17 protein-coding genes and 1 pseudogene are annotated in these 21,028 nt (G+C 73.7%); 9 read left to right on the forward strand and 9 right to left on the reverse strand.

Annotated features, from left to right (window positions below; all coding sequences use genetic code 11):
• Positions 1-60: 60 nt before the first annotated feature.
• Complete coding sequence (locus tag IH09_RS03410; RefSeq protein WP_052853744.1) at positions 61-867, reverse strand: IclR family transcriptional regulator; 807 nt, start codon at positions 865-867, stop codon at positions 61-63.
• Between the two features lie 162 nt (positions 868-1,029).
• Here IH09_RS03410 and IH09_RS03415 point away from each other — a divergent pair, with 162 nt between their 5' ends.
• Positions 1,030-1,359, forward strand: a complete 330-nt coding sequence (locus tag IH09_RS03415; protein ID WP_052853745.1) for a bifunctional 3-phenylpropionate/cinnamic acid dioxygenase ferredoxin subunit — start codon at positions 1,030-1,032, stop codon at positions 1,357-1,359.
• Positions 1,360-1,437: 78 nt separating this feature from the next.
• On the opposite strand, the gene IH09_RS03420 is transcribed toward IH09_RS03415, so the two are convergent.
• Complete coding sequence (locus tag IH09_RS03420; protein ID WP_094795571.1) at positions 1,438-1,821, reverse strand: hypothetical protein; 384 nt, start codon at positions 1,819-1,821, stop codon at positions 1,438-1,440.
• A gap of 374 nt (positions 1,822-2,195) precedes the next feature.
• Between IH09_RS03420 and IH09_RS03425 the strand changes: the two genes are divergently transcribed.
• The 6 genes from IH09_RS03425 to IH09_RS03450 all read left to right on the forward strand — a co-directional run bounded on the left by IH09_RS03425 (position 2,196) and on the right by IH09_RS03450 (position 8,295).
• Entirely contained in the window at positions 2,196-4,973 is a 2,778-nt protein-coding gene (locus IH09_RS03425; RefSeq protein WP_052853838.1) for a sensor histidine kinase, read from the forward strand.
• The gene (locus tag IH09_RS03430; protein WP_052853749.1) at positions 4,970-5,410 is read left to right on the forward strand and encodes a roadblock/LC7 domain-containing protein; all 441 of its coding nucleotides are present in this window, start codon (positions 4,970-4,972) and stop codon (positions 5,408-5,410) included. The genes IH09_RS03425 and IH09_RS03430 overlap by 4 nt, the downstream gene beginning before the upstream one ends.
• A gap of 19 nt (positions 5,411-5,429) precedes the next feature.
• Positions 5,430-5,852, forward strand: a complete 423-nt coding sequence (locus IH09_RS03435) for a DUF742 domain-containing protein (protein ID WP_052853751.1) — start codon at positions 5,430-5,432, stop codon at positions 5,850-5,852.
• An 85-nt stretch (positions 5,853-5,937) separates the two neighbouring features.
• A complete protein-coding gene (locus IH09_RS03440) occupies positions 5,938-6,807 on the forward strand; it encodes an alpha/beta fold hydrolase (RefSeq protein ID WP_052853753.1) in 870 nt (289 codons plus the stop codon).
• Between the two features lie 62 nt (positions 6,808-6,869).
• Positions 6,870-7,607, forward strand: a complete 738-nt coding sequence (locus tag IH09_RS03445) for a TetR/AcrR family transcriptional regulator (protein WP_240150936.1) — start codon at positions 6,870-6,872, stop codon at positions 7,605-7,607.
• A 76-nt stretch (positions 7,608-7,683) separates the two neighbouring features.
• Positions 7,684-8,295, forward strand: a complete 612-nt coding sequence (locus IH09_RS03450; RefSeq protein ID WP_052853755.1) for a GTP-binding protein — start codon at positions 7,684-7,686, stop codon at positions 8,293-8,295.
• A gap of 72 nt (positions 8,296-8,367) precedes the next feature.
• Here IH09_RS03450 and IH09_RS03455 read toward each other — a convergent pair whose 3' ends face one another.
• The 5 genes and pseudogenes from IH09_RS03455 to IH09_RS03475 all read right to left on the reverse strand — a co-directional run.
• Positions 8,368-9,558 (reverse strand): lipid-transfer protein, encoded by a 1,191-nt coding sequence (locus tag IH09_RS03455; RefSeq protein ID WP_052853756.1) that lies wholly within the window; start codon positions 9,556-9,558, stop codon positions 8,368-8,370.
• On the reverse strand, positions 9,555-10,013 hold the full coding sequence (locus IH09_RS03460; RefSeq protein WP_094794811.1) for a Zn-ribbon domain-containing OB-fold protein: 459 nt from the start codon (positions 10,011-10,013) through the stop codon (positions 9,555-9,557). Before IH09_RS03460 ends, IH09_RS03455 begins: the two co-directional genes overlap by 4 nt.
• 284 nt (positions 10,014-10,297) lie before the next feature.
• Positions 10,298-10,696, reverse strand: coding sequence for a DUF962 domain-containing protein (locus IH09_RS03465; RefSeq protein ID WP_052853761.1), 399 nt, complete (start codon positions 10,694-10,696; stop codon positions 10,298-10,300).
• A gap of 303 nt (positions 10,697-10,999) precedes the next feature.
• Positions 11,000-11,839: a M15 family metallopeptidase gene (locus IH09_RS03470; RefSeq protein ID WP_052853763.1), complete on the reverse strand. Its 840-nt coding sequence runs from the start codon at positions 11,837-11,839 to the stop codon at positions 11,000-11,002.
• A gap of 388 nt (positions 11,840-12,227) precedes the next feature.
• Positions 12,228-14,849: pseudogene (locus tag IH09_RS03475) on the reverse strand (glycoside hydrolase family 31 protein); the annotation flags it as partial.
• A gap of 325 nt (positions 14,850-15,174) precedes the next feature.
• Between IH09_RS03475 and IH09_RS03480 the strand changes: the two are divergent.
• The gene (locus IH09_RS03480) at positions 15,175-17,193 is read left to right on the forward strand and encodes an acetoacetate--CoA ligase (RefSeq protein WP_052853765.1); all 2,019 of its coding nucleotides are present in this window, start codon (positions 15,175-15,177) and stop codon (positions 17,191-17,193) included.
• A gap of 82 nt (positions 17,194-17,275) precedes the next feature.
• Positions 17,276-18,211, forward strand: a complete 936-nt coding sequence (locus IH09_RS03485; RefSeq protein WP_052853766.1) for a hypothetical protein — start codon at positions 17,276-17,278, stop codon at positions 18,209-18,211.
• Between the two features lie 94 nt (positions 18,212-18,305).
• On the opposite strand, the gene ptsP is transcribed toward IH09_RS03485, so the two are convergent.
• Positions 18,306-19,976, reverse strand: a complete 1,671-nt coding sequence (ptsP, locus tag IH09_RS03490; RefSeq protein ID WP_052853767.1) for a phosphoenolpyruvate--protein phosphotransferase — start codon at positions 19,974-19,976, stop codon at positions 18,306-18,308.
• Between the two features lie 77 nt (positions 19,977-20,053).
• Positions 20,054-20,503, reverse strand: coding sequence for a PTS sugar transporter subunit IIA (locus IH09_RS03495; protein ID WP_052853768.1), 450 nt, complete (start codon positions 20,501-20,503; stop codon positions 20,054-20,056).
• Positions 20,504-21,028: the final 525 nt, after the last annotated feature.

The raw sequence follows: 21,028 nt of genomic DNA on the forward strand, positions 1-21,028 counted from the left end.
TGGGAGACATGCTGGAAGTCCATCAGGAATCCGTCAAGAGGGGAATTTCCTGACCGTGGATCAGCCCGGGTGGCCCATCCGGCGGGAGAGTTCGGCGGCGGCCCCGACGGCCAGCCGGGCCAGCTCCGGAAGGCGTGCCCGCGCCATGCGGTAGGCGGGCCCGGAGACGCCGATCGCCCCGATCACCGCGCCGTCGTACGCCCGGACCGGCGCCGCGACCGCGTTCAGCCCGATCTCCAGCTCCTCGGCGGAGCAGGCGAACCCGTCCTCGGCGGCGGCGGTGAGCTGGGCGCGCAGCGCGGCCGGCGCGGTGAGGGTGTGCCCGGTGAACCGCGGCAGCTTCCGTGCCGCCAGACTCTCCTGCCGCTCCCGGGGCAGATGCGCCAGCAGCACCTTGCCGCTCGCGGTGGCGTGCAGCGGGGTGCGGCGGCCCAGCCAGTTGTACGCGGTCACCGCGGCGGCGCCCCTGGCCTGCATGATGTTCACCGCCGCATCGCCGTCCAGCACCGCGATGTTGGCGGTCTCCCCGGTGTCGTCGGCGAGCGCCCGGCACACCGGCTGGCCCTCCTGCGAGATGTCCAGCCGGATCGCGGCGGCGCCCGCCAGCCGCAGCACCCCGGCGCCCAGGAAGTACTTCCCGCGCTCCTTCTCCTGCTCCACCAGCCCGCGTGTCTCCAGCACACCCAGGATCCGGAACGCGGTCGATTTGTGGACGCCCAGCTCCTCGGAGATCTCGGTCACCCCGGCCTCGCTCGTCCGGGCCAGGATCTCCAGCACGCTCACCGCGCGGTCCACGGACTGAACGGATCCCGCCGCGCCGCGCCGCTCCTCGGACCGTTCCCCGGCCGCATCGGTCGTGTTCGACATCGGTCTCCGCGTCTCCACCCGGTGGCCCCGCGGGGCGCGTCCGACGGCAGCTCTGCGGGAAGCCCTTGACGGCCCGCTCCCCGGCTTGGATTCTGTTGCGCATCGCGCTCCGCGATGCGTTATTCAGAACGCCATGATACCGATCAGCGCGAGGGGGGCCAGATGATTCCCGTCTGCCGCATCGAGGACCTGCCCGAAGGCGAGTCCGTACGGATCGAGATCGACGACACCACACCCGCCATCGCCGTCTTCCACACCGAGACCGGCCTCTACGCCCTCGACGACACCTGCAGCCACCAGGACGCCTCGCTCTCCGACGGCTGGGCCGAGGGCTGCCACGTCGAATGCCCGCTGCACGCCGCCCGGTTCGACCTGCGCACCGGCGTCCCCGCCGGGCCGCCCGCCCGCCGGCCCGTGCGCACCCACGAGGTCAGCGTCCTGGACGGCGTGATCCATATCCGGCTCGCGGTGTCCGAGGAGTCCATGGCGTGAGCCCGGTCCGGCCGGGCGCCGCGCCCACCCGCGCGTGACGGCACACCGGCCCCCGACGGCACACCGGCCGCCGCCCGTTCACGCCGCCGCGCGGTCCGCCCGCGCGGAGCCGTCCCGGGCCTCCCGCCGCCGCTGCCGGCGCGCCCGCCGCCGCTCCCGGCGCAACTCCCGGGCCGTACTGCTCGGCTGGGACCACACGCCGTTGCGCTGCACCCACACCTGCCGGGTCACCCAGACGTCCAGCACCCCCCAGGTGGCGACCACGGTGCTGGCGACCGTGCTGATCACCGCGGGGAAGGCGAGCCAGGATCCCGTCACGGTGCTCAGGAACGCCACCATGGCCTGGATCAGGGTGACCGCCACGATGATCACGGCGCGCACCGCGGCCGTGCGCACCGGATCCGGCATCCGCCACCGGGTCGCCGGCTCCTCCTGCCACAGGGCACGCCTGCCGGTGTCCATGAACGCGTCACACTCCCCGCACTCTCCGCGCATGTCCGACTCCTCGGTGGCTGCCCGGATTTCACCGGGTACTGCCCGTGTCGCCGCACCTCGTCCACCCTCATCGTCACGCACCCCGGAGCCACCGGATCACCCGGGGTAGCAGAATTCCGGCCAACCGGCGCGGCGGGGCACCGGAGACGGGAGCGGCGTCCGGGGCCGTAAACACGGGTGGGTTGTCCGGGAATCGACGGACAACTCATGACCGCCCCGCCCCGAACCCCGCGCCACGGCGTCCGGAAGAGCCTTCGGCCCGGTCACCCGACAGTAGTAGGCTCGCGCCGTTTGCTGACGGAACACCGCCCCCGTGCGCCGGGGTTGACGTGGGGGAGGCCATGCGCTTTCGCGGGAAGTCGATCCGCCGGAAGATCGTGGCGCTGCTGCTCGTGCCGCTGGTGTCCCTGACCGCCATGTGGGCGTTCGCGACCTACCTCACCGGCCGCGAGGCCAACCAGCTGCTGGACGTCGGCAACGTCGTACGGAAACTGGGGTACCCGGCCGAGGACGTCGTCCAGGCCCTCCAGAACGAACGCCGGCAGAGCCTGCTCTACCTCGCGGACCGCCGCGGCGCCGACGCGCTCACCGAACTGCGCCAGCGGGACCGGGCCACCGACGAGGCCGCCGCCCGGCTGCGCGCCAACGCCCGGAACCCCGGCGTACGCGAGGACCTCACCGCCGGCGCGGGCGCCCGGATGCGCGACGTCATCAAGGGACTGGACGGCCTGCCCGCCCTGCGCACCGAGGTCGAGGGCAACACCCTCACCCGCGAGGAGGCCATGGAGGCGTACGACAGCCTGGTCGACCCGCACTACGACTTCCTCGCCGCCCTCCACGCCCTGGCGGACGTGGAGATGGACAAAGAGGGCCGCGCGCTGGTCACCCTCACCCGCGCCCGCGAGGCGTTCGCCCGCGAGGACGCCCTGCTGTCCGCGGTCCTGACCTCCGGCAGCATGAGCACCCGCGATCTGCGGGCGTTCACCGAGCGGATCGCCGAACGCCGTGTCCTGTACGCCACCGGTCTGGCGGCCCTGCCCGCCGCGGAGCGCACCGCCTACGACGACTACTGGCGTACCGCCACGGCCCGCGCGCTGACCTCCTTCGAGGACGCCGTGATCGCCGCCGGTGCGCGGGACGCACCGCACGCCGTCAACACCGAACGCTGGCAATCCACCGCGGACACGGTGCTCGGCGACCTCCAGCAGCTGGGCAAGGACGCCGGCGACCGCTACCAGGAGCGCGTCGCACCGGTCGCGCGGGCCGTCGTGATCAAGGCCGGTATCGCCGGTGTCCTCGGTTTCGTCGCCCTGCTGGTGTCCGTCATCGTCTCCCTGCGCATCGGCCGCCGGCACGTCAAGGACCTGACCCGGCTGCGCAAGGACGCGCACGAGGTCTCCGGCGTCCGGCTGCCCAGCGTCATGCGCCGGCTGGCGGCCGGCGAGCGGGTCGACGTGGCGGCCGAGGCGCCCCGGCTGGACTTCGGCCACGACGAGACGGGCCAGGTCGGCCAGGCGCTCAACACCCTCCAGCGGGCCGCCGTCGAGGCGGCCGTCAAACAGGCGGACATGCGCCGCGGCGTCTCCGAGGTGTTCGTCAACCTCGCCCGCCGCAGCCAGGTCCTGCTGCACCGTCAGCTGACCCTCCTGGACGCCATGGAGCGGCGCACCGAGAACACCGACGAACTCGCCGACCTCTTCCGCCTCGACCACCTGACCACCCGGATGCGCCGGCACGCGGAGGGCCTGGTCATCCTCTCCGGCGCGGCCCCCTCCCGGCAGTGGCGCAAACCCGTCCAGCTGATGGACGTGGTACGGGCCGCCGTCGCCGAGGTGGAGGACTACGCGCGCATCGAGGTGCGCCGGCTGCCGCGGCTCGCGGTGGACGGGCCCGCCGTCTCGGACCTCACCCATCTGATCGCCGAACTCGTGGAGAACGCCACCGTCTTCTCACCGCCGCACACCGCCGTCCAGGTACGCGGTGAGCGGGTCCCCAACGGCTTCACCCTGGAGATCCACGACCGCGGTCTGGGAATGGCCCCCGACCTGCTGCTGGACGCCAACCTCCGGCTCGCCGAGACCCCGGAGTTCGAGCTGTCCGACACCGACCGGCTCGGCCTGTTCGTGGTCAGCCGGCTCGCCCGGCGGCAGGGCGTACGGGTCTCGCTCCAGCCCTCGCCGTACGGCGGCACCACCGCCGTGGTCCTCATCCCCGGCACCATCCTGACCGAGACCGCCGAGGACGGCCGCGACGACACCGGCGCGGCGGCCCTGGACGGCGCGGCGAACGGCGCACCGGAGGAGGCCGTGGACCGGCTGGCCGTCCTCGCGCAGATACCGGTCCCGCTGGCGGAGCGCGCGGGCCGCACCCTGGCCGCGCTCGACGAACCGGCCGGACGGGAGGCGCCCCGCGCCGACGCGGCCGGCCGCCCCCGCGGCCGGAACCACGCCCGGGGCCGCGGCCGCCGGGGCCCGGCCGCCGCGCCGACCGGCCCCACGCCCTCACCCGCCGCCCCCGCGGGCACCGCCCCGCCCCCGGCCGCCGAACAGCACCGGCAGAGCCGGGACCAGGCGCCGGGCGGCGGCCCCGCGCCGCTGCCGCGCCGCCGGCGCCCGCCGGTCCTGGTCGCCGACCACGGCAGACCTCTCGACGCCCGCGACGACGGTGGCGAACCACCCGCCGAGCGCCCCGGCCCGGACCGCGTCGGACGGCACACCGGGCACGGAGCGCGGCCCTCCGGCGACGGCACATCTGAGCCGGTGGACGGCGTACCCGTCACACCACCGCCCCCGGCCTCCGGCGGACTGCCCCGCCGGGTCCGGCAGGCCAGCCTTGCACCGCAGCTCAAGACCGACCCGGTCCGGCAGCAGGCGGCGGACGACGACGACCGCGACGCGGACGCCGTCCGCGCCCGGATGGCCGCGCTCCAGCGCGGCTGGCAGCGCGGCCGCCGCGACAACGGCGAGGCCCCGGACGGCGGGGGAGCCGGCACCGCACCGGACGGCGGCCCCGCGGAGACCGCCGCCCACCGCACGGACACCACCCGCGACGCAGCCGCGCGCCGCGGCGACGGGGGCACCACCGCACCAGGAACGACATCGGGAGGAGACGGTCCATGACCGCACCGAAGGCAGCAGCTTCCACCGCACCGGACGCGTCGCAGGGAACGGGCGAGCTCAACTGGCTCCTCGACGAACTGGTCGAGCGGGTCGGCAGCATCCGCAAGGCACTCGTCCTGTCCAGCGACGGGCTGGCCACCGGCGCATCCAAGGACCTGACCCGCGAGGACGGTGAGCATCTGGCAGCGGTGGCCTCCGGCTTCCACAGTCTGGCCAAGGGCGTCGGCCGGCACTTCGACGCGGGCCGGGTCCGGCAGACCCTGGTCGAACTGGACGACGCGTTCCTGTTCGTCAGCGCGGCCGGCGACGGCAGCTGTCTGGCCGTCCTCGCCGACGCCGACTCCGATGTCGGGCTGATCGCCTACGAGATGACCCTGCTCGTCAAACGCGTCGGCGCACACCTGGTCACCGCGCCCCGGTCCGGGCTGACCACCTGAGGGCGCCGACGGTGACGCCATGAGGGACCAGGAGGGGCGGGCCGGGCGGGCCGGTCCGGACCGTGCGGCGGCCCGCTGGTTCGACGACGACGCGGGCCCGGTCGTCCGCCCGTACGCCATGACCCGCGGGCGCACCCGCACGGCCGCGGAAGGACGCCTGGACCTCATCGCGCTGGTGATCGCGGAGACCCGCGCGGACGAGACGGTCGCCGACCAGACGCTCTCGCCCGAGCATGTGGACATCGTCGGGCGCTGCCGCCGGACACCGCTGTCGGTCGCCGAGCTGGCGGCCGGCCTCGATCTGCCGGTCGGCGTCGTACGGGTGCTCATCGGCGATCTCCTGGACGCGGGACTGGTGCACGTCAGCCGCCCCGTACCGCCGGCCGAGCTGCCGGACGAGCAGATCCTGCGCGAGGTGATCGACGGTCTGCGCGCGCTGTGACACGGTGCTCGCGCACCGACGCCCATCCGACGGTCCGTCCGTACGGTTCGCGCCGCGCGGCGGCCGAAGAGAAGAGAGCACCGCCATGTCCCCGGACACCACCCCGGCCCCCTTCGAGCAGCTGACGATCGAGGCCGGCCCGTACACCTACGACGCCCTGGCGGCCGGGCCCGCCGACGGCGAGTTCGTCCTGCTGCTGCACGGCTGGCCCGAGTTCGCCGACTCCTGGAGCGCCGTGCTCACCGCTCTGGGCGCGGCCGGCTACCGCGCCGTCGCGGTCGACCAGCGCGGCTACTCCCCGCGGGCCCGCCCGCCGCGGACCGCCGACTACGCCGTGCCCGAACTCGTCGCCGACGCCCTCGCGTTCGCCGCTTCCCAGGGCGCCGGCCGGTTCCACCTCGTCGCCCACGACTGGGGCGGCATGGTCGCCTGGGCGCTGGCCGCCGCCCACCCCGAGCGGCTGAGGTCGCTGACCGTACTGGCCACCCCGCACCCCGAGGCCCTCAGCCGCGCGGCGGCCCAGGACCCGGACCAGCACCACCGGCTGGACTATGTGCGCTTCTTCCGCCAGGCGGACGGCGCCGCCGAGCGCGCCCTGCTGGCCGACGGCGCGGCCCGGCTGCGCGCCGCGTACGGCGGCAGGGTCGCCGAGGAGCTGGTGGCGGCCAACGTCCGCAGGCTCACCGAGCCGGGCGCGCTGACCGCCACCCTGAACTGGTACCGGGCGCCCCGCGAGGCCGTCTCGGTCCCCGCGGGCCGGATCGCCGTCCCCACCCTGTTCCTGTGGGGCAGCGAGGACGTCGCCCTGGGACGTGTCGCGGCCGAATCGACGGGGGAGTGGGTCGACGGCCCGTACCGCTTCGAGGCGCTGGCGGGGGCGAGCCACTGGCTGCCCGAAGAGGTCCCCGACGCGCTCGTACCCCGGATCCTGCACCACCTCGGCCGGTACACCTGACCGCGGTCGCGGGAGGGGACGATCCCCGTCCGGCCCGGCCCGCGCCGCCGTACACTGCGGACATGTCCGGCAAGCGCGCCACCCGTCTCACCCCCGACCAGCGCCGGGAACAGCTGGTCGAGATCGGCCGGGAGATGCTCGCCGGCCGTTCCCTGGACGCGCTCTCCACCGACGAGGTCGCCCGGCGGGCCGGTATCTCGCGCGGACTGCTCTTCCACTACTTCGACTCCAAACACGACTTCTACCGCGCCGTGGTCCGCGCGGAGTGCGACCGCCTGACGGCCGCCACCGAACCGGACGCCTCGCTCGGCCCCGTCGAATGGCTGCGCTCCTTCATCGCGGGCTTCGTCGGCTACGTCCTGGAGCACCGGCAGGCGTACCGCGCGCTGGTCCGGGGCGCGGCGGGCAGCCATCCGGTGGTGGCCGACATCGTCGGCGAGACCCGCCGGACGCTCGCCGGGCGGGTGTGCGAGGGACGGCGGCGGCTGGGCCTGCCGGACGTCCCCCGGCTGGAGCTGGCCTCGGGCGCCTGGATGGCGTTCGCCGAAGAGGCGGTCGCCCGGCGGACGCGGACGCGCGGGAGGAGATCTGCGCGTTCGTGGAAGCCGGCTTCGTCGGCCTCCTGGGGCTGCTGGACCGGCCCACTGCGCTCACCCCACGCTGAGCGGTGCCCGCCAACCAGCCCTTCCCGCAGACCATTTGGGGAAATTACGGGACTCCGCGGGCACCGTTCCCGGCCATGGCCCGTCTCGAGTGGGCTCACCGGCGGGCACGTTGTACCGTTCCCTTCCGGCCGCTGACGCCGGACGCTCGCCGTCCCCCGGGGACCCTGCGCGAGTTCACCCTCTGTACCCGGCAATCCTGGAGACGATTCCCATGGCCTTCGGGCGTTCGGAACGCCGCAGCCGGCCCGCCACCGCGGACCCGATGACGCTCAAGATCCTGGTCGCGGGCGGGTTCGGCGTCGGTAAGACCACCCTGGTGGGCGCGGTCAGCGAGATCAAACCGCTGCGCACCGAGGAGCGGCTGACCGAAGCCGGCCGGCCGGTCGACGACCTCGACGGGGTGACCGGCAAGTCCACCACCACCGTCGCGATGGACTTCGGCCGGATCACCCTCAGCGAGCGGCTGACGCTCTACCTGTTCGGCACCCCCGGTCAGGAACGCTTCTGGTTCCTCTGGGACGAGCTGGCGCTTGGCGCGCTGGGCGCCGTGGTGCTCGCCGACACCCGGCGGCTGGCGGACAGCTTCGCCGCCATCGACTACTTCGAGCGCCGCGGCCTGCCCTTCACCGTCGCCGTCAACTGCTTCGACGGCGCCGACCGCTACGCCGTGGAGACCGTCCAGGACGCCCTGGACCTCGACCCGGAGGTACCGGTGATGCTGTGCGACGCACGGCACAAGGACTCCGCCCGGGACGTGCTGATCGCCGTCGTCCAGCACGCGATGCGCCTCGGCGCCCGGCGGCGCGAGCCCGCGCTTCCCTGACGGGGCGCGGAGGTACGGCCCGCACCCCGCACCGTCAGGGGTGCGGGCCGCACGCCCGGCGCGTCCCCGGTCTCACCGGACGGCGACCACCGCGGACCCGTGCCCGAACAGCCCCTGGTTGGCCGTCACCCCGACCCGCGCGCCCGGCACCTGACGCGCGCCCGCCTGCCCCCGCAGCTGCCAGGTCAGCTCGCAGACCTGCGCGATGGCCTGGGCCGGCACCGCCTCCCCGAAGGAGGCCAGCCCGCCGCTGGTGTTCACCGGCAGCCGCCCGCCGAGCGCCGTCGTCCCCTCCCGCAGCAACCGCGCCCCCTCACCCGCGGCGCACAGCCCCAGGTCCTCGTACCACTCCAGCTCCAGGGCGGTGGACAGGTCGTAGACCTCGGCGAGCGAGAGGTCCTCGGGGCCGATGCCCGCCTCCTCGTAGGCGCCGCGGGCGATCGAGGCGCGGAAGGCGGTCGCCGGCTCCGGCACGGCCGCCGCCGAGTCGGTGGCGATATCGGGCAGGTCGAGCACGGTCCGGGGATAGTGCGGGGTGGCCGTGGCGACCGCGCGGATCCGGACCGGGTCCGCGGCGCCGTGCCGGCGGGCGAAGTCCATACTGCTCAGCACGAGCGCCGCGGCGCCGTCGGAGGTGGCGCAGATGTCCAGCAGCCGCAGCGGATCGGCGACCACCGCCGACGCGGCGACCTCCCGGGCCGTGACCCGCTTGCGGTAACGGGCGTACGGATTGACCGCGCCCGCCGCCGAGTTCTTCACCTTCACCTGCGCGAAGTCCTCGACGGTGTCGCCGTACAGCGCCATCCTGCGGCGCGCGTACAGCCCGAAGTACGCCGGGTTGGTGGCCCCCAGCACCCGGAAGCGCAGCCAGTCCGGGTCGTCGGGGCGGTCGCCGCCCGCCGGGGCGAAGAAACCCTTCGGCGCGGCGTCGGCACCCACCACCAGCGCCACCTCCGCCAGGCCCGCCAGGATCTGCGCCCGCGCCGTGCCGATCGCCTGCGCGCCGGAGGCACAGGCCGCGTAGACACTGGTCACCCGGGCGCCCTGCCAGCCCAGCGCCTTCGCGAAGGCGGCGCCCGCGACATAGCCGGGGTAGCCGCCGCGCACGGTGTCCGCCCCGACCACGCTCTGTACGGCGCGCCAGTCGAGTCCGGCGTCCGCGAGGGCGTCCCGCGCCGCCCGGGTGCCGTACTCGACGAAGCCGCGCCCCCACTTGCCCCAGGGGTGCATCCCGGCACCGAGCACCGCCACCTCGCCCGTCATGACGCCTCCGGTGCGGCCGTGGCGACCGGCTGCCAGTACCAGGTCGTCCAGATGTGCTCGGCGTCCTCGTGAAGCACCCCCGGCACCAGCTCCACCTCCGCGCCGACGGTCAGGCCGTCGACGGTGACACCGGGCGCGGCCTGCCCGAGGACCACCATCCGCTCCGCCGCCAGCTCCACGGCGACCAGGGTGTACGGCTGCCATGGGGCGTCGGGGTCGGAGACGTAGGGGGCGGGTGGGCGGTAGCGCCCGTCGGTGTAGGACCAGACCGTGCCGCGCCGGGACAGCGGCACCTCGTCCAGCTCGTCGCCCGCGCAGCCGGGGTTGCGGCAGAAGGAGTCCTCCCGCGGGAAGAACACCGAGCCGCAGGCCCGGCACCGGGTCCCCAGCAGCCGGAAATCCGCGGCGTCCTGATCGAACCAACCCGGCACCACGGGTTTACGCGTACGCGGCACAACGCCTCCCGGCAACGCGACCGACGGACCGGTGGAACGCACTCACACGGCGCACGCAGCTCACCGAATCGCCGGAATCGTAGAACTGACGGAACGTCAGGAGTGTGCCACGCGCCCGCTCGGCGCGGAACCCCGTCGGCTCGGCACGGAGCTCCGCCGGCTCGGCGCGGAACCCCGTCGGCTCCCGAGCGGTGGCCGCGGGGGAGGAGTGGGGGGGAGCGCCGCCGTCCCCTCCCGGCCGCGGATCCGTCGGCCGCCGTTACCCCTCCGTCGGCCGGACCTCGCTAACTCCCGTGCTCCGCGAGCCACTTCGCGGCGATCTCGGCCAGCTCCGCGTCCCGCCCCTTGAGCATCATGCGAATCATCTGCGCATCCCCGCGCAGCGACCACGCGGGGTGTCCGAACGTCGCGGGGTTGTTGCGCTCGATGAGGAAGTGCGCCGGCCAGGCCGTGCCGTAGCCGATCAGCGGCAGGGCGAGCAGCAGTTTCGGCCGCCCGCGCAGCGCCCCGTACGCGGACACCGCCAGCCCGGTCAGCGTGCCCGTCAGATGCACCCAGCGGGTGGCCGCCTTGGAGTGCATCGCGACGTAGTAGGGCCAGAACTCCTCGTACGAGCCGAACCGCCGGCCGCCCGCACGCCCGGCCTCTCCCTCGCGCTCCTGGTTGCTCTCTCGGTCGGTCATGCCCGCACGGTAGCCGGGCCCGTGGAGGCTGTCAGCATCCGGTGTCACGGTGGTCCCGTGCGGCCCCGGGGACGGGGCGCGAACCGGCCATCCGGGGTGGCCGGGGCGCATGTGGCCATGGCCCGGACCAAGGGGAACGGGGCCGGACCTCCGTTCCGCTACTCCTCGGTATTTCTCGTGTTTTCAACGAACCGGACGCGACCCGACCGCGTCCCTCACAGCAGGGTCCGGGGCACGGGATCGACGGGGGTGATTCCGTGCCCCGGACCGCGGGCGCGCCCCGCCCGCGGCGGCCGGTCGACGTCAGTGCCGGACGAGTGAGCGCAGGGACACCGGGAAGTCGAAGTAGGTGTCCGGAAAGGTCTCCGCCGCGAGGGTGTAGTGCCACCACTCGTAGGCGTAATTGACGAACCCGGCCTGCTCCAGACCTTGCTTGAGCAGCAGCCGGTTCGCCCGCTGGGTGCCCGTGATCCGCGGATCGAGGGTGTGCGCCAGGGGATCCATGCAGTCGAAGCCGGTGCCCATGTCGAGCGAGTTGTCCGGGAAGCGGGCCGCCTTCGGGCCGTAGCAGGACGACAGCGGCTCCCCGGGGTGGTACGGCCTGGTCGGCAGCGCCGGCAGCCGTACCAGCGTCAGATCGAGGGTGCTGCCCCTGCTGTGCCCCGACTTCTCGGCGATATAGCCGTCCCGGAAGAGCGCCGACTTCTCGACCCGCGGATAGAACTCGTCCTTCATCCGCTGGTCGCCCGGATCCTCGGCCCACCGGATGAAGTGGTTCACGGCGCGCTGCGGGCGGTAGCAGTCGTAGACCTTGAGGGAGTAGCCGCGGCGCAGGAACGACAGCTGCGCCCGGTGCAGCGCCCGTGCCGTGTCCCGGGTGACGAGGCACACCGGCGCCCGATAGCCGGTCACCGGTACGCCCATGAAGTCATGCGGGGTGAAGTAGCGCATCTCCTGAATGATCGTGGGATCCACCGCGCGCAGCGCGACGAACTCCGCGGGCGCCTTGGGCTCCGCGGCCGGGGGCGGGGCGGGCCGGGCGGCGGGGACGCCCGCCACCGCACTCGACGGCAGCAGGGTGACGGTCAGCAGGGCGGCGGCGGCAACGGCGAGGCCGCGCAGCGCGGCGGTAAGTCTCGGCATGGCCCCCGTTTACCAGCCACGGCCCATGGAGGGGAACCCTCCGGGACGCGGGCCGTGCCGGGAGCGGGGACACCCGACGGGCGGAGGCCACGCGGTGCGCCGCGACGGGAGGCCGCGCGGCGCACCGTGACGGGAAGCCGGGCGGCGCACCGTGGCGTGCGCCGCGATGTACGAGGCGATGTGCGATGCGAAGTCCCCCGACGGGAACGGCTCGCCGCCGCGATGCACCTCTACGGGAACCGCCCGCCCGCGCGGCAGCCGCCCACTACCGGCCCCCGCCCGCCGCGGACCCGCCCGTATCCGTCCCGGTCCCCGAATCCGACCCGGTTCCCCCGTCCGACCCCGCTCCGGGATCCGTCCCGGTCCCCTTGTCCGGCCCGGTATCCGCTCCACGCACCCGTACCCGGTACCCCACGGCGTTGCCGCCGTGCCGCTCCACGACCACCCGCCCGCCCTCCAGCCGCGAGGTGAAACGCTCGACGTTCGGCCGCCGCCAGCCGTCCCCGGCGTCCGGCACCACCGGACCGCCGCCCCGGTGCCCGGCCGCCGGCGCCCACACCTCCAGCTCCGTCGTACCGTCCGCGCCCGCCACCGGCAGCACCGCGCCCGCCCGTGCCAGCACCGGAATCCGCGACAACGGCGCCGCCACCCATACCTGGCCGGGCCCCTCGTACGCCTGCCCGGTCGCCGTGTCGTACCACCGCCCGCGCGGCAGCCGCACCGCCCGCCGGGTCGCGCCCGGCTCCAGTACCGGCGCCACGAGCAGCGCGTCCCCCAGCAGGAACGCGTCCTCGCAGTCCCGCAGCGCCCGGTCCCGCGGCGCGTTCCACCACAGAGGGCGGACGTACGGCGCACCGGTCAGCCGCGCCAACTGCCCCAGCGTGTTGAAGTACGGCAGCAGCCGCACCCGCTCCCGCAGCGCCGCCCGCGCGTGCTCCAGCACCTGCGGCCCGTACTCCCACGGTTCCCGCCGCCCCGCCCGGATCGCCGAATGGGTGCGGAACAGCGGGAGATACGCGCCGAGTTGGAACCACCGCAGATAGAGCTCCGGCGACGGCACCCCGGAGAACCCCCCGATATCCGGACCGCTGTACGGCACCCCGCACAGCCCGAGCCCCAGCACCAGCGAGAGCGACGCCCGCAGCCCCGGCCAGCCCGTCGCCACATCGCCCGACCAACTGCCCCCGTACCGCTGCAAACCCGCCCACCCCGACCGGGAGAACAGGAACGGCCGCTCGTCCGGCCGCAGTTCGCACAGCGCCTCGTACCCGGCCCGCGCCATCGCCAGCGCGTAGACGTTGTGCGCCTCCCGGTGGTCGCCGCCCCGGCCCTCCAGCGCGTGCCGCGCCGAACGCGGCAGCGTCGGCTCACCGAACACCGCGAACGAGACCGGCTCGTTCATGTCGTGCCAGACCCCCGCGAACCCCTGCGCCAGCCGCTCCGCGTACAGCGCGCCCCACCACTTGCGCACCCGCGCGTCGGTGAAGTCCGGGTACACCGTCTCGCCCGGCCACACCACACCGCGCACCTCCCGCCCGCGCGCGTCCCGGACGAACGCACCGGCCGCGGCCCCGCTGTCGTACACCGCCCCGCCCGGCTCCGCCTTCACCGCCGGATCGACGATCGACACCAGCCGCACCCCGTCCGCCCGCAGCTCCCGGGCCAGACCCGGCAGATCCGGATAGCGCTCCCGGTCGACGGTGAAGACCCGGTGCCCGTCGTAGTGGTCGATGTCCAGATGGACGGCGGCCAGCGGCAGCCCGCGCTCCCGATAGCCCGCGACCACCCGACGCACCTCCGTCGCCCCGCCGAACCCCCAACGGGCGTGCTGATGGCCCAGCGCCCAACGGGGCGGCAGCGCGGGGGCACCGGTCAGCGCCGTCCAGCCGAGCAGCACCCGGGCCGGGGTGCCGGCCAGCACCCAGTAGCGCAGCGGCCCGCCGTCCATCCGCACCTCGCAGGTGCCGGGCCGGTCGTGCCCGGAGCCCGCGCCCTCCTCGCCCTCGCGCAGCGTCACCCGCCCGTCCCAGGAGTTGTCGTGGAAGACCAGATGCGTCCCGGCGTCCGCCACCACCAGCTGCACCGGCATCGTCAGCGACAGCGGATCGTCACCCGGCCCGAACGCGCCGCCGGGATCGGTGTTCCACAGCCGGTACACCCCGTCGCGCAGCCGCGGTCCGTGCGCCCGGCCCCCCAGCCCGAAGAACCGCGCATCGGCCGCCACTTCCGACCGCTGCACCCACCGCGACCCGATGAACCCTTCCGAGTGCTCGGGCCCTTCCGACGCCTCGGGGCGCTCTGACCCTTCCGAGCGCTCGGGCCCCTCCGATGCCTCGGACCGCTCCGACCCCTCCGACCGCTCAAGCCCCTCCGGGCCCCGGGAGCGCTCGGACTCCCGGGCCGGCGGCGCCCCGGCGCCCGCCTCCCCACCGCCTGCCGCGCCGTCCCCACGGCCCCTCCCGCCCTTCCCGCCCCTTCCGCCCCTCTTCCCGCCCTTCTTCCCGTCCGTCCCGCCGTCCGCGCCGTCCGTACGGTCCCACCAGCGCGGCGGCAGCTCGCGACGGAGCACCGCCCCGCCCGGTGTCCGCACCTCGACCGCGCCGTAACGGGACACCACCACCAGCAGCCGCTCGGAGACCACCCGCCAGCCGCCCTCCGTATCCGGTTCGAGCACGGCCCGTGCGTCCACCTCGGGACACGCCCCGGCCAGTGCGTACGAGGGTTCCGGCGCGGCGCCGTCCCAGCCGCAGAACACCGCGCCGCCCGCCGCCACCCGCACCCGCAGCGACGACCGGGCGAAATGGATCACCCCGCCACCCGGCTGCGGCTCCGCGCCCCGCGCGGCCCCGGGCACCCGCGCCCGCTCCGCACCCCGCCGCGGCAACGCCAGCGCGTCCGCACGCCGCCGTCGCCATGCCGTGCGCACGGAGCGCAGCCCCTGTGCCGGCCCGATCGCCCTGACCATCCGTACCGACCGCACCAGAGCACGCCCGAGATCACGCCTGTCCATGCCGGTCAGCCTGCCATTGACGGAACTGCGGGCCGGTACCGTTCAACTCCCGTTCACCTGTGAGAGATCATGTCGGCCACCTCCCGGTAATCGGCCCGCCCCCCGGTGGCCGGAACCGGCCGGGAGACAGCCCCGGGGCCCGCATGCCGTGGCCGCCCCACACCGGGTACCCCCCGAATGTGGGGGGTCCGCTCTGGTGCACGAGTCGATCACATGGCATCGTCCAGGCAAGCCGTGTCACGCGCACACCCCACCGCACCGGAGGGGGACACCCACCGCCACGCGCGACCGACGCACACCACGCGTATCGCCCAGGAGCCGCATCATGACCACCGCACCGCAGTCCGCACCGCAGCCGGAACCCCTCTGGCAGCCCGGCCAGGACCGCATCGCCGGCGCACAGGTCACCCGCTTCCACGCCTGGGCCGCCGAGCACCACGGCGCACCCGCCCCCACCCCGGGCGACCCGGCCGCGAGCTACGCCGCCCTGCACCGCTGGTCCGTCGACGACCTCGACCGGTTCTGGCAGGCCATCGCCGAATGGTTCGACGTCCGGTTCACCACCCCGTACGAGACCGTCCTCGCCGACCGGACGATGCCCGGCGCCCGCTGGTTCCCCGGTGCCACCCTCAACTACGCCGAGCACGCGCTGCGCCACGCCCAGGACCCGGCCCGCGCCGGCACCCCGGCGCTGCTGTACGTCGACGAGACCCACGAGCCCACCCCGGTGGCCTGGTCGGAACTCCGCGCCCAGGTCGGCTCGCTGGCCGCCGCGCTGCGCCGGCTCGGCGTCCGCCCCGGCGACCGCGTCAGCGGCTACGTCCCCAACATCCCGCAAGCCGTCGTCGCCCTCCTGGCCACCGCCGCGGTCGGCGCCGTCTGGACCTCCTGCGCCCCGGACTTCGGCGCCCGCAGCGTCCTGGACCGCTTCCAGCAGGTCGAACCGGTCATCCTGTTCACCGTCGACGGCTACCGCTACGGCGGCAAGGAACACGACCGGCGCGCGACCGTCGCCGAGCTCCGCGCCGAACTTCCCACCCTCCGCGCCGTGGTCCACATCCCGCTGCTCGGCACACCCGCCCCCGAAGGCGCCCACACCTGGTCGGAACTGACCTCGGACGACACCGAACCGGTCTTCGAGCAGGTCCCGTTCGATCACCCGCTCTGGGTCCTGTACTCCTCCGGGACCACCGGCCTGCCCAAGGCCATCGTCCAGTCCCAGGGCGGCATCCTGCTCGAACACCTCAAGCAGACCGGCCTGCACTGCGACCTCGGCCCCGACGACCGCTTCTTCTGGTACACCTCCACCGGCTGGATGATGTGGAACTTCCTCGTCGGCGGCCTACTGGTGGGCACCACCCTCGTGCTCTACGACGGCAGCCCCGGCCACCCGGACATCTCCGCTCAGTGGCAGGTCGCCGCACGGACCGGGGCCACCGTCTTCGGCACCTCCGCCGCGTACGTCATGGCCTGCCGCAAGGCGGACATCCACCCCGCCCGCGACTTCGACCTCTCGGCCGTCACCTGCGTCGCCACCACCGGCTCGCCGCTCCCGCCCGACGGCTTCCGCTGGCTGCACGACTCCTTCGCGGAGAGCGGCGCCGATCTGTGGACCGCCTCCGTCAGCGGCGGCACCGACGTCTGCAGCTGCTTCGCCGGGGCCGTCCCCACCCTCCCCGTGCACATCGGCGAACTCCAGGCCCCCTGTCTCGGCACCGACCTGCACGCCTGGGACGCGCACGGCGAGCCCGTCATCGACGAGGTCGGCGAGCTCGTCGTCACCAGCCCGCTGCCCTCCATGCCGCTGCGCTTCTGGAACGACCCGGACGGCAGCCGCTACCACGACAGCTACTTCGACATGTACCCCGGAGTCTGGCGGCACGGCGACTGGATCACCCTCACCTCGCGGGGCAGCGTCGTCATCCACGGCCGCTCCGACTCCACCCTCAACCGCCAGGGCGTGCGGATGGGCTCCGCCGACATCTACGAAGCCGTCGAACGGCTCCCCGAGATCCGCGAATCCCTCGTCATCGGCCTCGAACTCCCCGACGGCGGCTACTGGATGCCCCTCTTCGTCCACCTCGCCCCCGGCGCCACCCTGGACGACGACCTGCGCAACCGCATCAAGCAGACCATCCGCACCGAACTCTCCCCGCGACACGTCCCCGACGACATCATCGAGGCCCCCGGCGTACCGCACACCCTCACCGGCAAGCGCATCGAGGTCCCGGTCAAACGCCTCCTCCAGGGCACCCCCCTCGACAAGGCCGTCAACCCCGGCTCGGTCGACGACCTCGAACTGCTCCGCTTCTACGAGCGCATCGCCAACGACCGCGCACAGTAACGCCGGACCGCCATTGTCCGACCCCCCGATTACTCTCGGTGACAAGCGATGGGCGAGCAGCGCATCTCACCGAGGGGGAGTCATGACCACCACATCCCGGCACACCGAACCGGCCGGCGGCCGCCGCGCACTGCGCCGCGAAGTCCCCAGCACCGCCGCCGTCCTGGCGGACGAGCAGGACTTCGCGGCCATGCGCCGTTACCGCACCTTCCCGTTCGACGACTACGGCGGCTACCTCCGGCAGTTGGAGACCCTGCTGCGCACCCTCGCCGCCCAGGGCGTCCCCACCACCCTCACCCTCTTCGACCCGGCCGCCTACGAGGAATACTGCGCGGACCTCGCCCTCGACCCCGACCGCCCCGAGAGCCGCACCCGCTACACCACCGAGACCGCCTGCGCCGGAGCCACACTGCCCTACGGCGGCGAACCGCTCACCGAGCTCCTGCCCCCGCTCGTCGAAGCGGCCGACCACCGGGCGACCTGGGAGCACGCCAACACCCTGCTCTCCCGCGCCGGCCACTGCGAGGAGTGCGGCGCGGACCTCGCACACACCGCCTTCACCCGCGCCACCCAGGCCCTCCGCCAACTCCTCGAAGCCCTCGGCGACGGTACCCACCACCTGGTGTGCAGCGTCCCGGCGGGGGAGCGGTCCCTCCTGGCGGTCCTGCACACGACGGCCGAGGGCGGCCGCCGCCGGCTCTCCGAATCCGAATCCCTGGTCTTCTGCACGGTCCTGGCCACCGGCATCGCCCTGCGCACACCCGGCGGCATCGTCTCCCGCACCAGCACCAGTACAAGCGCCGATACCGACACCGGCAGCGGCACCAGCGGTGCCCGGGACACCGTCCGCGGCTGGTCCCTGCGCGACTCCTGGCTCCGCGCCCTCACCGCGGCCGAGGTCTTCACGGCCTACTGCACCGACCCCGGCACCGGCGATCCCGTCCCGCCCGAGCCCGGCGTCGACCACGCCCCCGGCCTGACCCTCACACCCCCGCCGGACGACCACCGGCACCGCTGACGGCCGCCCCGCCCGGCCTCATACGGCAGATGGCCGCCCCGCCACAAGGGCGGGACGGCCATCGACACTCCTGCGACGCGGCGCGCCGCCGGGATCACTCCCCGGAGAGCACCGCCTGCGCGGCGACCCGCGCCTCCTGGGCGGTGTCCGCCGCACGCGCCGCGGCCGCGGCGCGCTCGCACTGCGCGAGCGTGTGCTTGGCCAGCGAAGCCCGCACATACGGAATCGACGCCGCACCCATGGAGAGGCTGGTGACGCCCAGACCGGTCAGCACACAGGCCAGCAGCGGATCGGCGGCCGCCTCACCACAGACACCACAGCTCTTGCCCTCGGCCTTCGCGGCCTCGGCCGAAGCCGCCACGAGATCGAGCAGCGCCGGCTGCCACGGGTCCTGCAGCCGCGACACGGCACCCACCTGGCGGTCCGCCGCGAAGGTGTACTGCGCCAGGTCGTTGGTGCCCAGCGACAGGAACTCCACCTCCTGCAAGATCGAACGCGCCCGGAGCGCGGCAGAGGGAATCTCCACCATCGCGCCGAACTTCGCCTGGAGCCCGGCCTCCCGGCACGCGTCCGCGAACGCCTTGGCGTCGATCCGGTCCGCCACCATCGGGGCCATGACCTCGAGGTAGACGGGCAGCCCCTCGGCGGCCTTGGCCAGCGCGGTGAGCTGCGTCCGCAGCACATCGGGGTGGTCGAGCAGCGACCGCAGACCCCGCACACCCAGCGCCGGGTTCGGCTCGTCGCCCGGCGTCAGGAAGTCGAGAGGCTTGTCGGCACCGGCGTCGAGCACCCGCACCACGACCCGGCCCTCGGGGAAGGCTTCCAGCACCTTGCGGTACGCCTCGACCTGCTTCTCCTCGGACGGCGCCCGGTGGCTGTCGTCCAGGAAGAGGAACTCGGTCCGGAAGAGACCGACACCCTCGGCTCCGGCCTCGACCGCGGCCGGCACATCCGCCGGGCCGCCGACGTTCGCCAGCAGCGGCACCTTGTGCCCGTCGGAGGTGGCACCCGGCCCGGACGACGCGGCGAGCGCCGCCTTCCGCGCCGCCGCGGCCTGCTCCAGCGCGGCACGCTTGTCGGCGCTCGGCTCGACGAAGACCTCGCCGGTGCTGCCGTCCACGGCGACCACGATGCCCTCGGCCAGCTCACCCGCACCCGGCATCGCGACCACGGCCGGCACTCCCAGCGCCCGCGCGAGAATCGCGCTGTGGCTGGTCGGCCCGCCCTCCTCGGTCACGAAGCCGAGCACCAGCGCCGGGTCGAGCAGCGCCGTGTCCGCCGGCGCCAGATCGCGCGCGATCAGCACATACGGCTCGTCACTGTCCGGCACACCCGGCATCGGTACGCCCAGCAGGCGGGCGACGATCCGGTTCCGTACGTCATCGAGGTCGGCGACCCGGCCGGCGAGGTACTCACCGGCACCCGCCAGCAGCGCCCGGTACGCGGCGAACGCGTCGTACACACCGCGCTCCGCGGTGCTGCCGACGGTGATCCGTCGCTCGACATCGGCCATCAGCTCGGGGTCCTGGGCCATCATGGCCTGCGCCTCGAGCACGGCCTGCGCCTCGCCGCCGGCCAGATTCCCCCGCGCGATCAAGTCAGCGGCAACAGCTTCCACGGCCTGGCGGGCGCGCCCCTGTTCGCGCTCCGCCTCCTCCGCCGGAATCTGCTTGGCCGGCGGCTCGAGAACCGCCGTGCCCATGTGCCGCACCTCGCCGATGGCCACGCCGTGGCTCACCCCGACGCCTCGCAGCGTTGTCTCCATTTCACCCGTCTCCGGTTGATGCGACGGTCTGTGCCGCCGCGGTGTATGTCGTACCTGCCGTCACGGACGGCGCCCGGCTACTGCCAGGAGAAGAGCGTGTCGCCCGCCTTGAGGTCGCCGTCCTCGCGCACCTCACCGAGCGAGTCGGCGGTCGCCTCGAGCGCGACGACCGGGCACACCGGCGACTTGCCGGCCTCCTCGACCGCGGCCGGGTTCCAGCGCACGATCTCCTGGCCGCGCGTCACGGTGTCGCCCTTGTCGACGAGCAGCTCGAAGCCCTCGCCGTTGAGCTGAACGGTGTCGATGCCGAGGTGCGTGAGCACGCCGTGCCCACTGCCGTCGACGACGACGAACGCGTGCGGGTGCAGCGATACGACAACACCGTCCACGGGCGAGACGGCCGTGGACGGCTCACGAACGGGGTCGATGGCGGTACCGGGACCCACCATCGCGCCGGAGAACACCGGGTCGGGCACAGCCGCGAGTCCGATGGCGCGTCCTGCAAGCGGGGACGTCACGGTGGTCATGGGAAGCCTCCCAGGGGTGGAGATTCATCAGGCCGCCGTCACTACCTGTCCTGGACGGCGCACCGTTCAGAAGCGTAAGTCATAAGAACTGACGGTTCCGCATGCGCGACACCCGTCAGAGATCCAGAACCCCGCCGAATCGATTTGCCTCGCCCACAGCAGGGCTGTACTGTCTGACACCTGCCCCGGACACCAGGACGCAATCACTGCGACCAGGAGAGTGGGCGGCACTCCCTCAGAGTCTTGATCGAGATTCTCGAATTGTGCGCTTCTGTATTCCTACAGAAAAGCAGCGGTTCGAAAGCCCGAAACGGCCTGATAGAGTGTGAAACACCGAAGGGAAGCGCCCGGAGAGCCTGGTGAAACAGGCGCAAAGGAAGCGTCCGTTCCTTGAGAACTCAACAGTGTGCCAAAAGTCAACGCCAAATATGTTGATACCCCGTCCACTTCGGTGGATGAGGTTCCTTTGAAAAAGTCCTCCGACGCCACATGGTGGTGTGGGAGGCGACACTAGCGAGGACGCTG

Source organism: Streptomyces celluloflavus, assembly GCA_000720995.1.
GTDB classification, from domain to species: Bacteria; Actinomycetota; Actinomycetes; order Streptomycetales; family Streptomycetaceae; genus Streptomyces; species Streptomyces celluloflavus.

Coding starts and splice junctions, on each gene's coding strand:
- ptsP (WP_052853767.1), bottom strand. CDS start 19,976: ATGGAGACAACGCTGCGAGGCGTCGGGGTGAGCCACGGCGTGGCCATC.
- IH09_RS03455 (WP_052853756.1), bottom strand. CDS start 9,558: ATGACGGGCGAGGTGGCGGTGCTCGGTGCCGGGATGCACCCCTGGGGC.
- IH09_RS03435 (WP_052853751.1), top strand. CDS start 5,430: ATGAGGGACCAGGAGGGGCGGGCCGGGCGGGCCGGTCCGGACCGTGCG.
- IH09_RS03470 (WP_052853763.1), bottom strand. CDS start 11,839: ATGCCGAGACTTACCGCCGCGCTGCGCGGCCTCGCCGTTGCCGCCGCC.
- IH09_RS03495 (WP_052853768.1), bottom strand. CDS start 20,503: ATGACCACCGTGACGTCCCCGCTTGCAGGACGCGCCATCGGACTCGCG.
- IH09_RS03425 (WP_052853838.1), top strand. CDS start 2,196: ATGCGCTTTCGCGGGAAGTCGATCCGCCGGAAGATCGTGGCGCTGCTG.
- IH09_RS03480 (WP_052853765.1), top strand. CDS start 15,175: ATGACCACCGCACCGCAGTCCGCACCGCAGCCGGAACCCCTCTGGCAG.
- IH09_RS03440 (WP_052853753.1), top strand. CDS start 5,938: ATGTCCCCGGACACCACCCCGGCCCCCTTCGAGCAGCTGACGATCGAG.
- IH09_RS03430 (WP_052853749.1), top strand. CDS start 4,970: ATGACCGCACCGAAGGCAGCAGCTTCCACCGCACCGGACGCGTCGCAG.
- IH09_RS03485 (WP_052853766.1), top strand. CDS start 17,276: ATGACCACCACATCCCGGCACACCGAACCGGCCGGCGGCCGCCGCGCA.
- IH09_RS03415 (WP_052853745.1), top strand. CDS start 1,030: ATGATTCCCGTCTGCCGCATCGAGGACCTGCCCGAAGGCGAGTCCGTA.
- IH09_RS03450 (WP_052853755.1), top strand. CDS start 7,684: ATGGCCTTCGGGCGTTCGGAACGCCGCAGCCGGCCCGCCACCGCGGAC.
- IH09_RS03445 (WP_240150936.1), top strand. CDS start 6,870: ATGTCCGGCAAGCGCGCCACCCGTCTCACCCCCGACCAGCGCCGGGAA.
- IH09_RS03420 (WP_094795571.1), bottom strand. CDS start 1,821: ATGGACACCGGCAGGCGTGCCCTGTGGCAGGAGGAGCCGGCGACCCGG.
- IH09_RS03465 (WP_052853761.1), bottom strand. CDS start 10,696: ATGACCGACCGAGAGAGCAACCAGGAGCGCGAGGGAGAGGCCGGGCGT.
- IH09_RS03410 (WP_052853744.1), bottom strand. CDS start 867: ATGTCGAACACGACCGATGCGGCCGGGGAACGGTCCGAGGAGCGGCGC.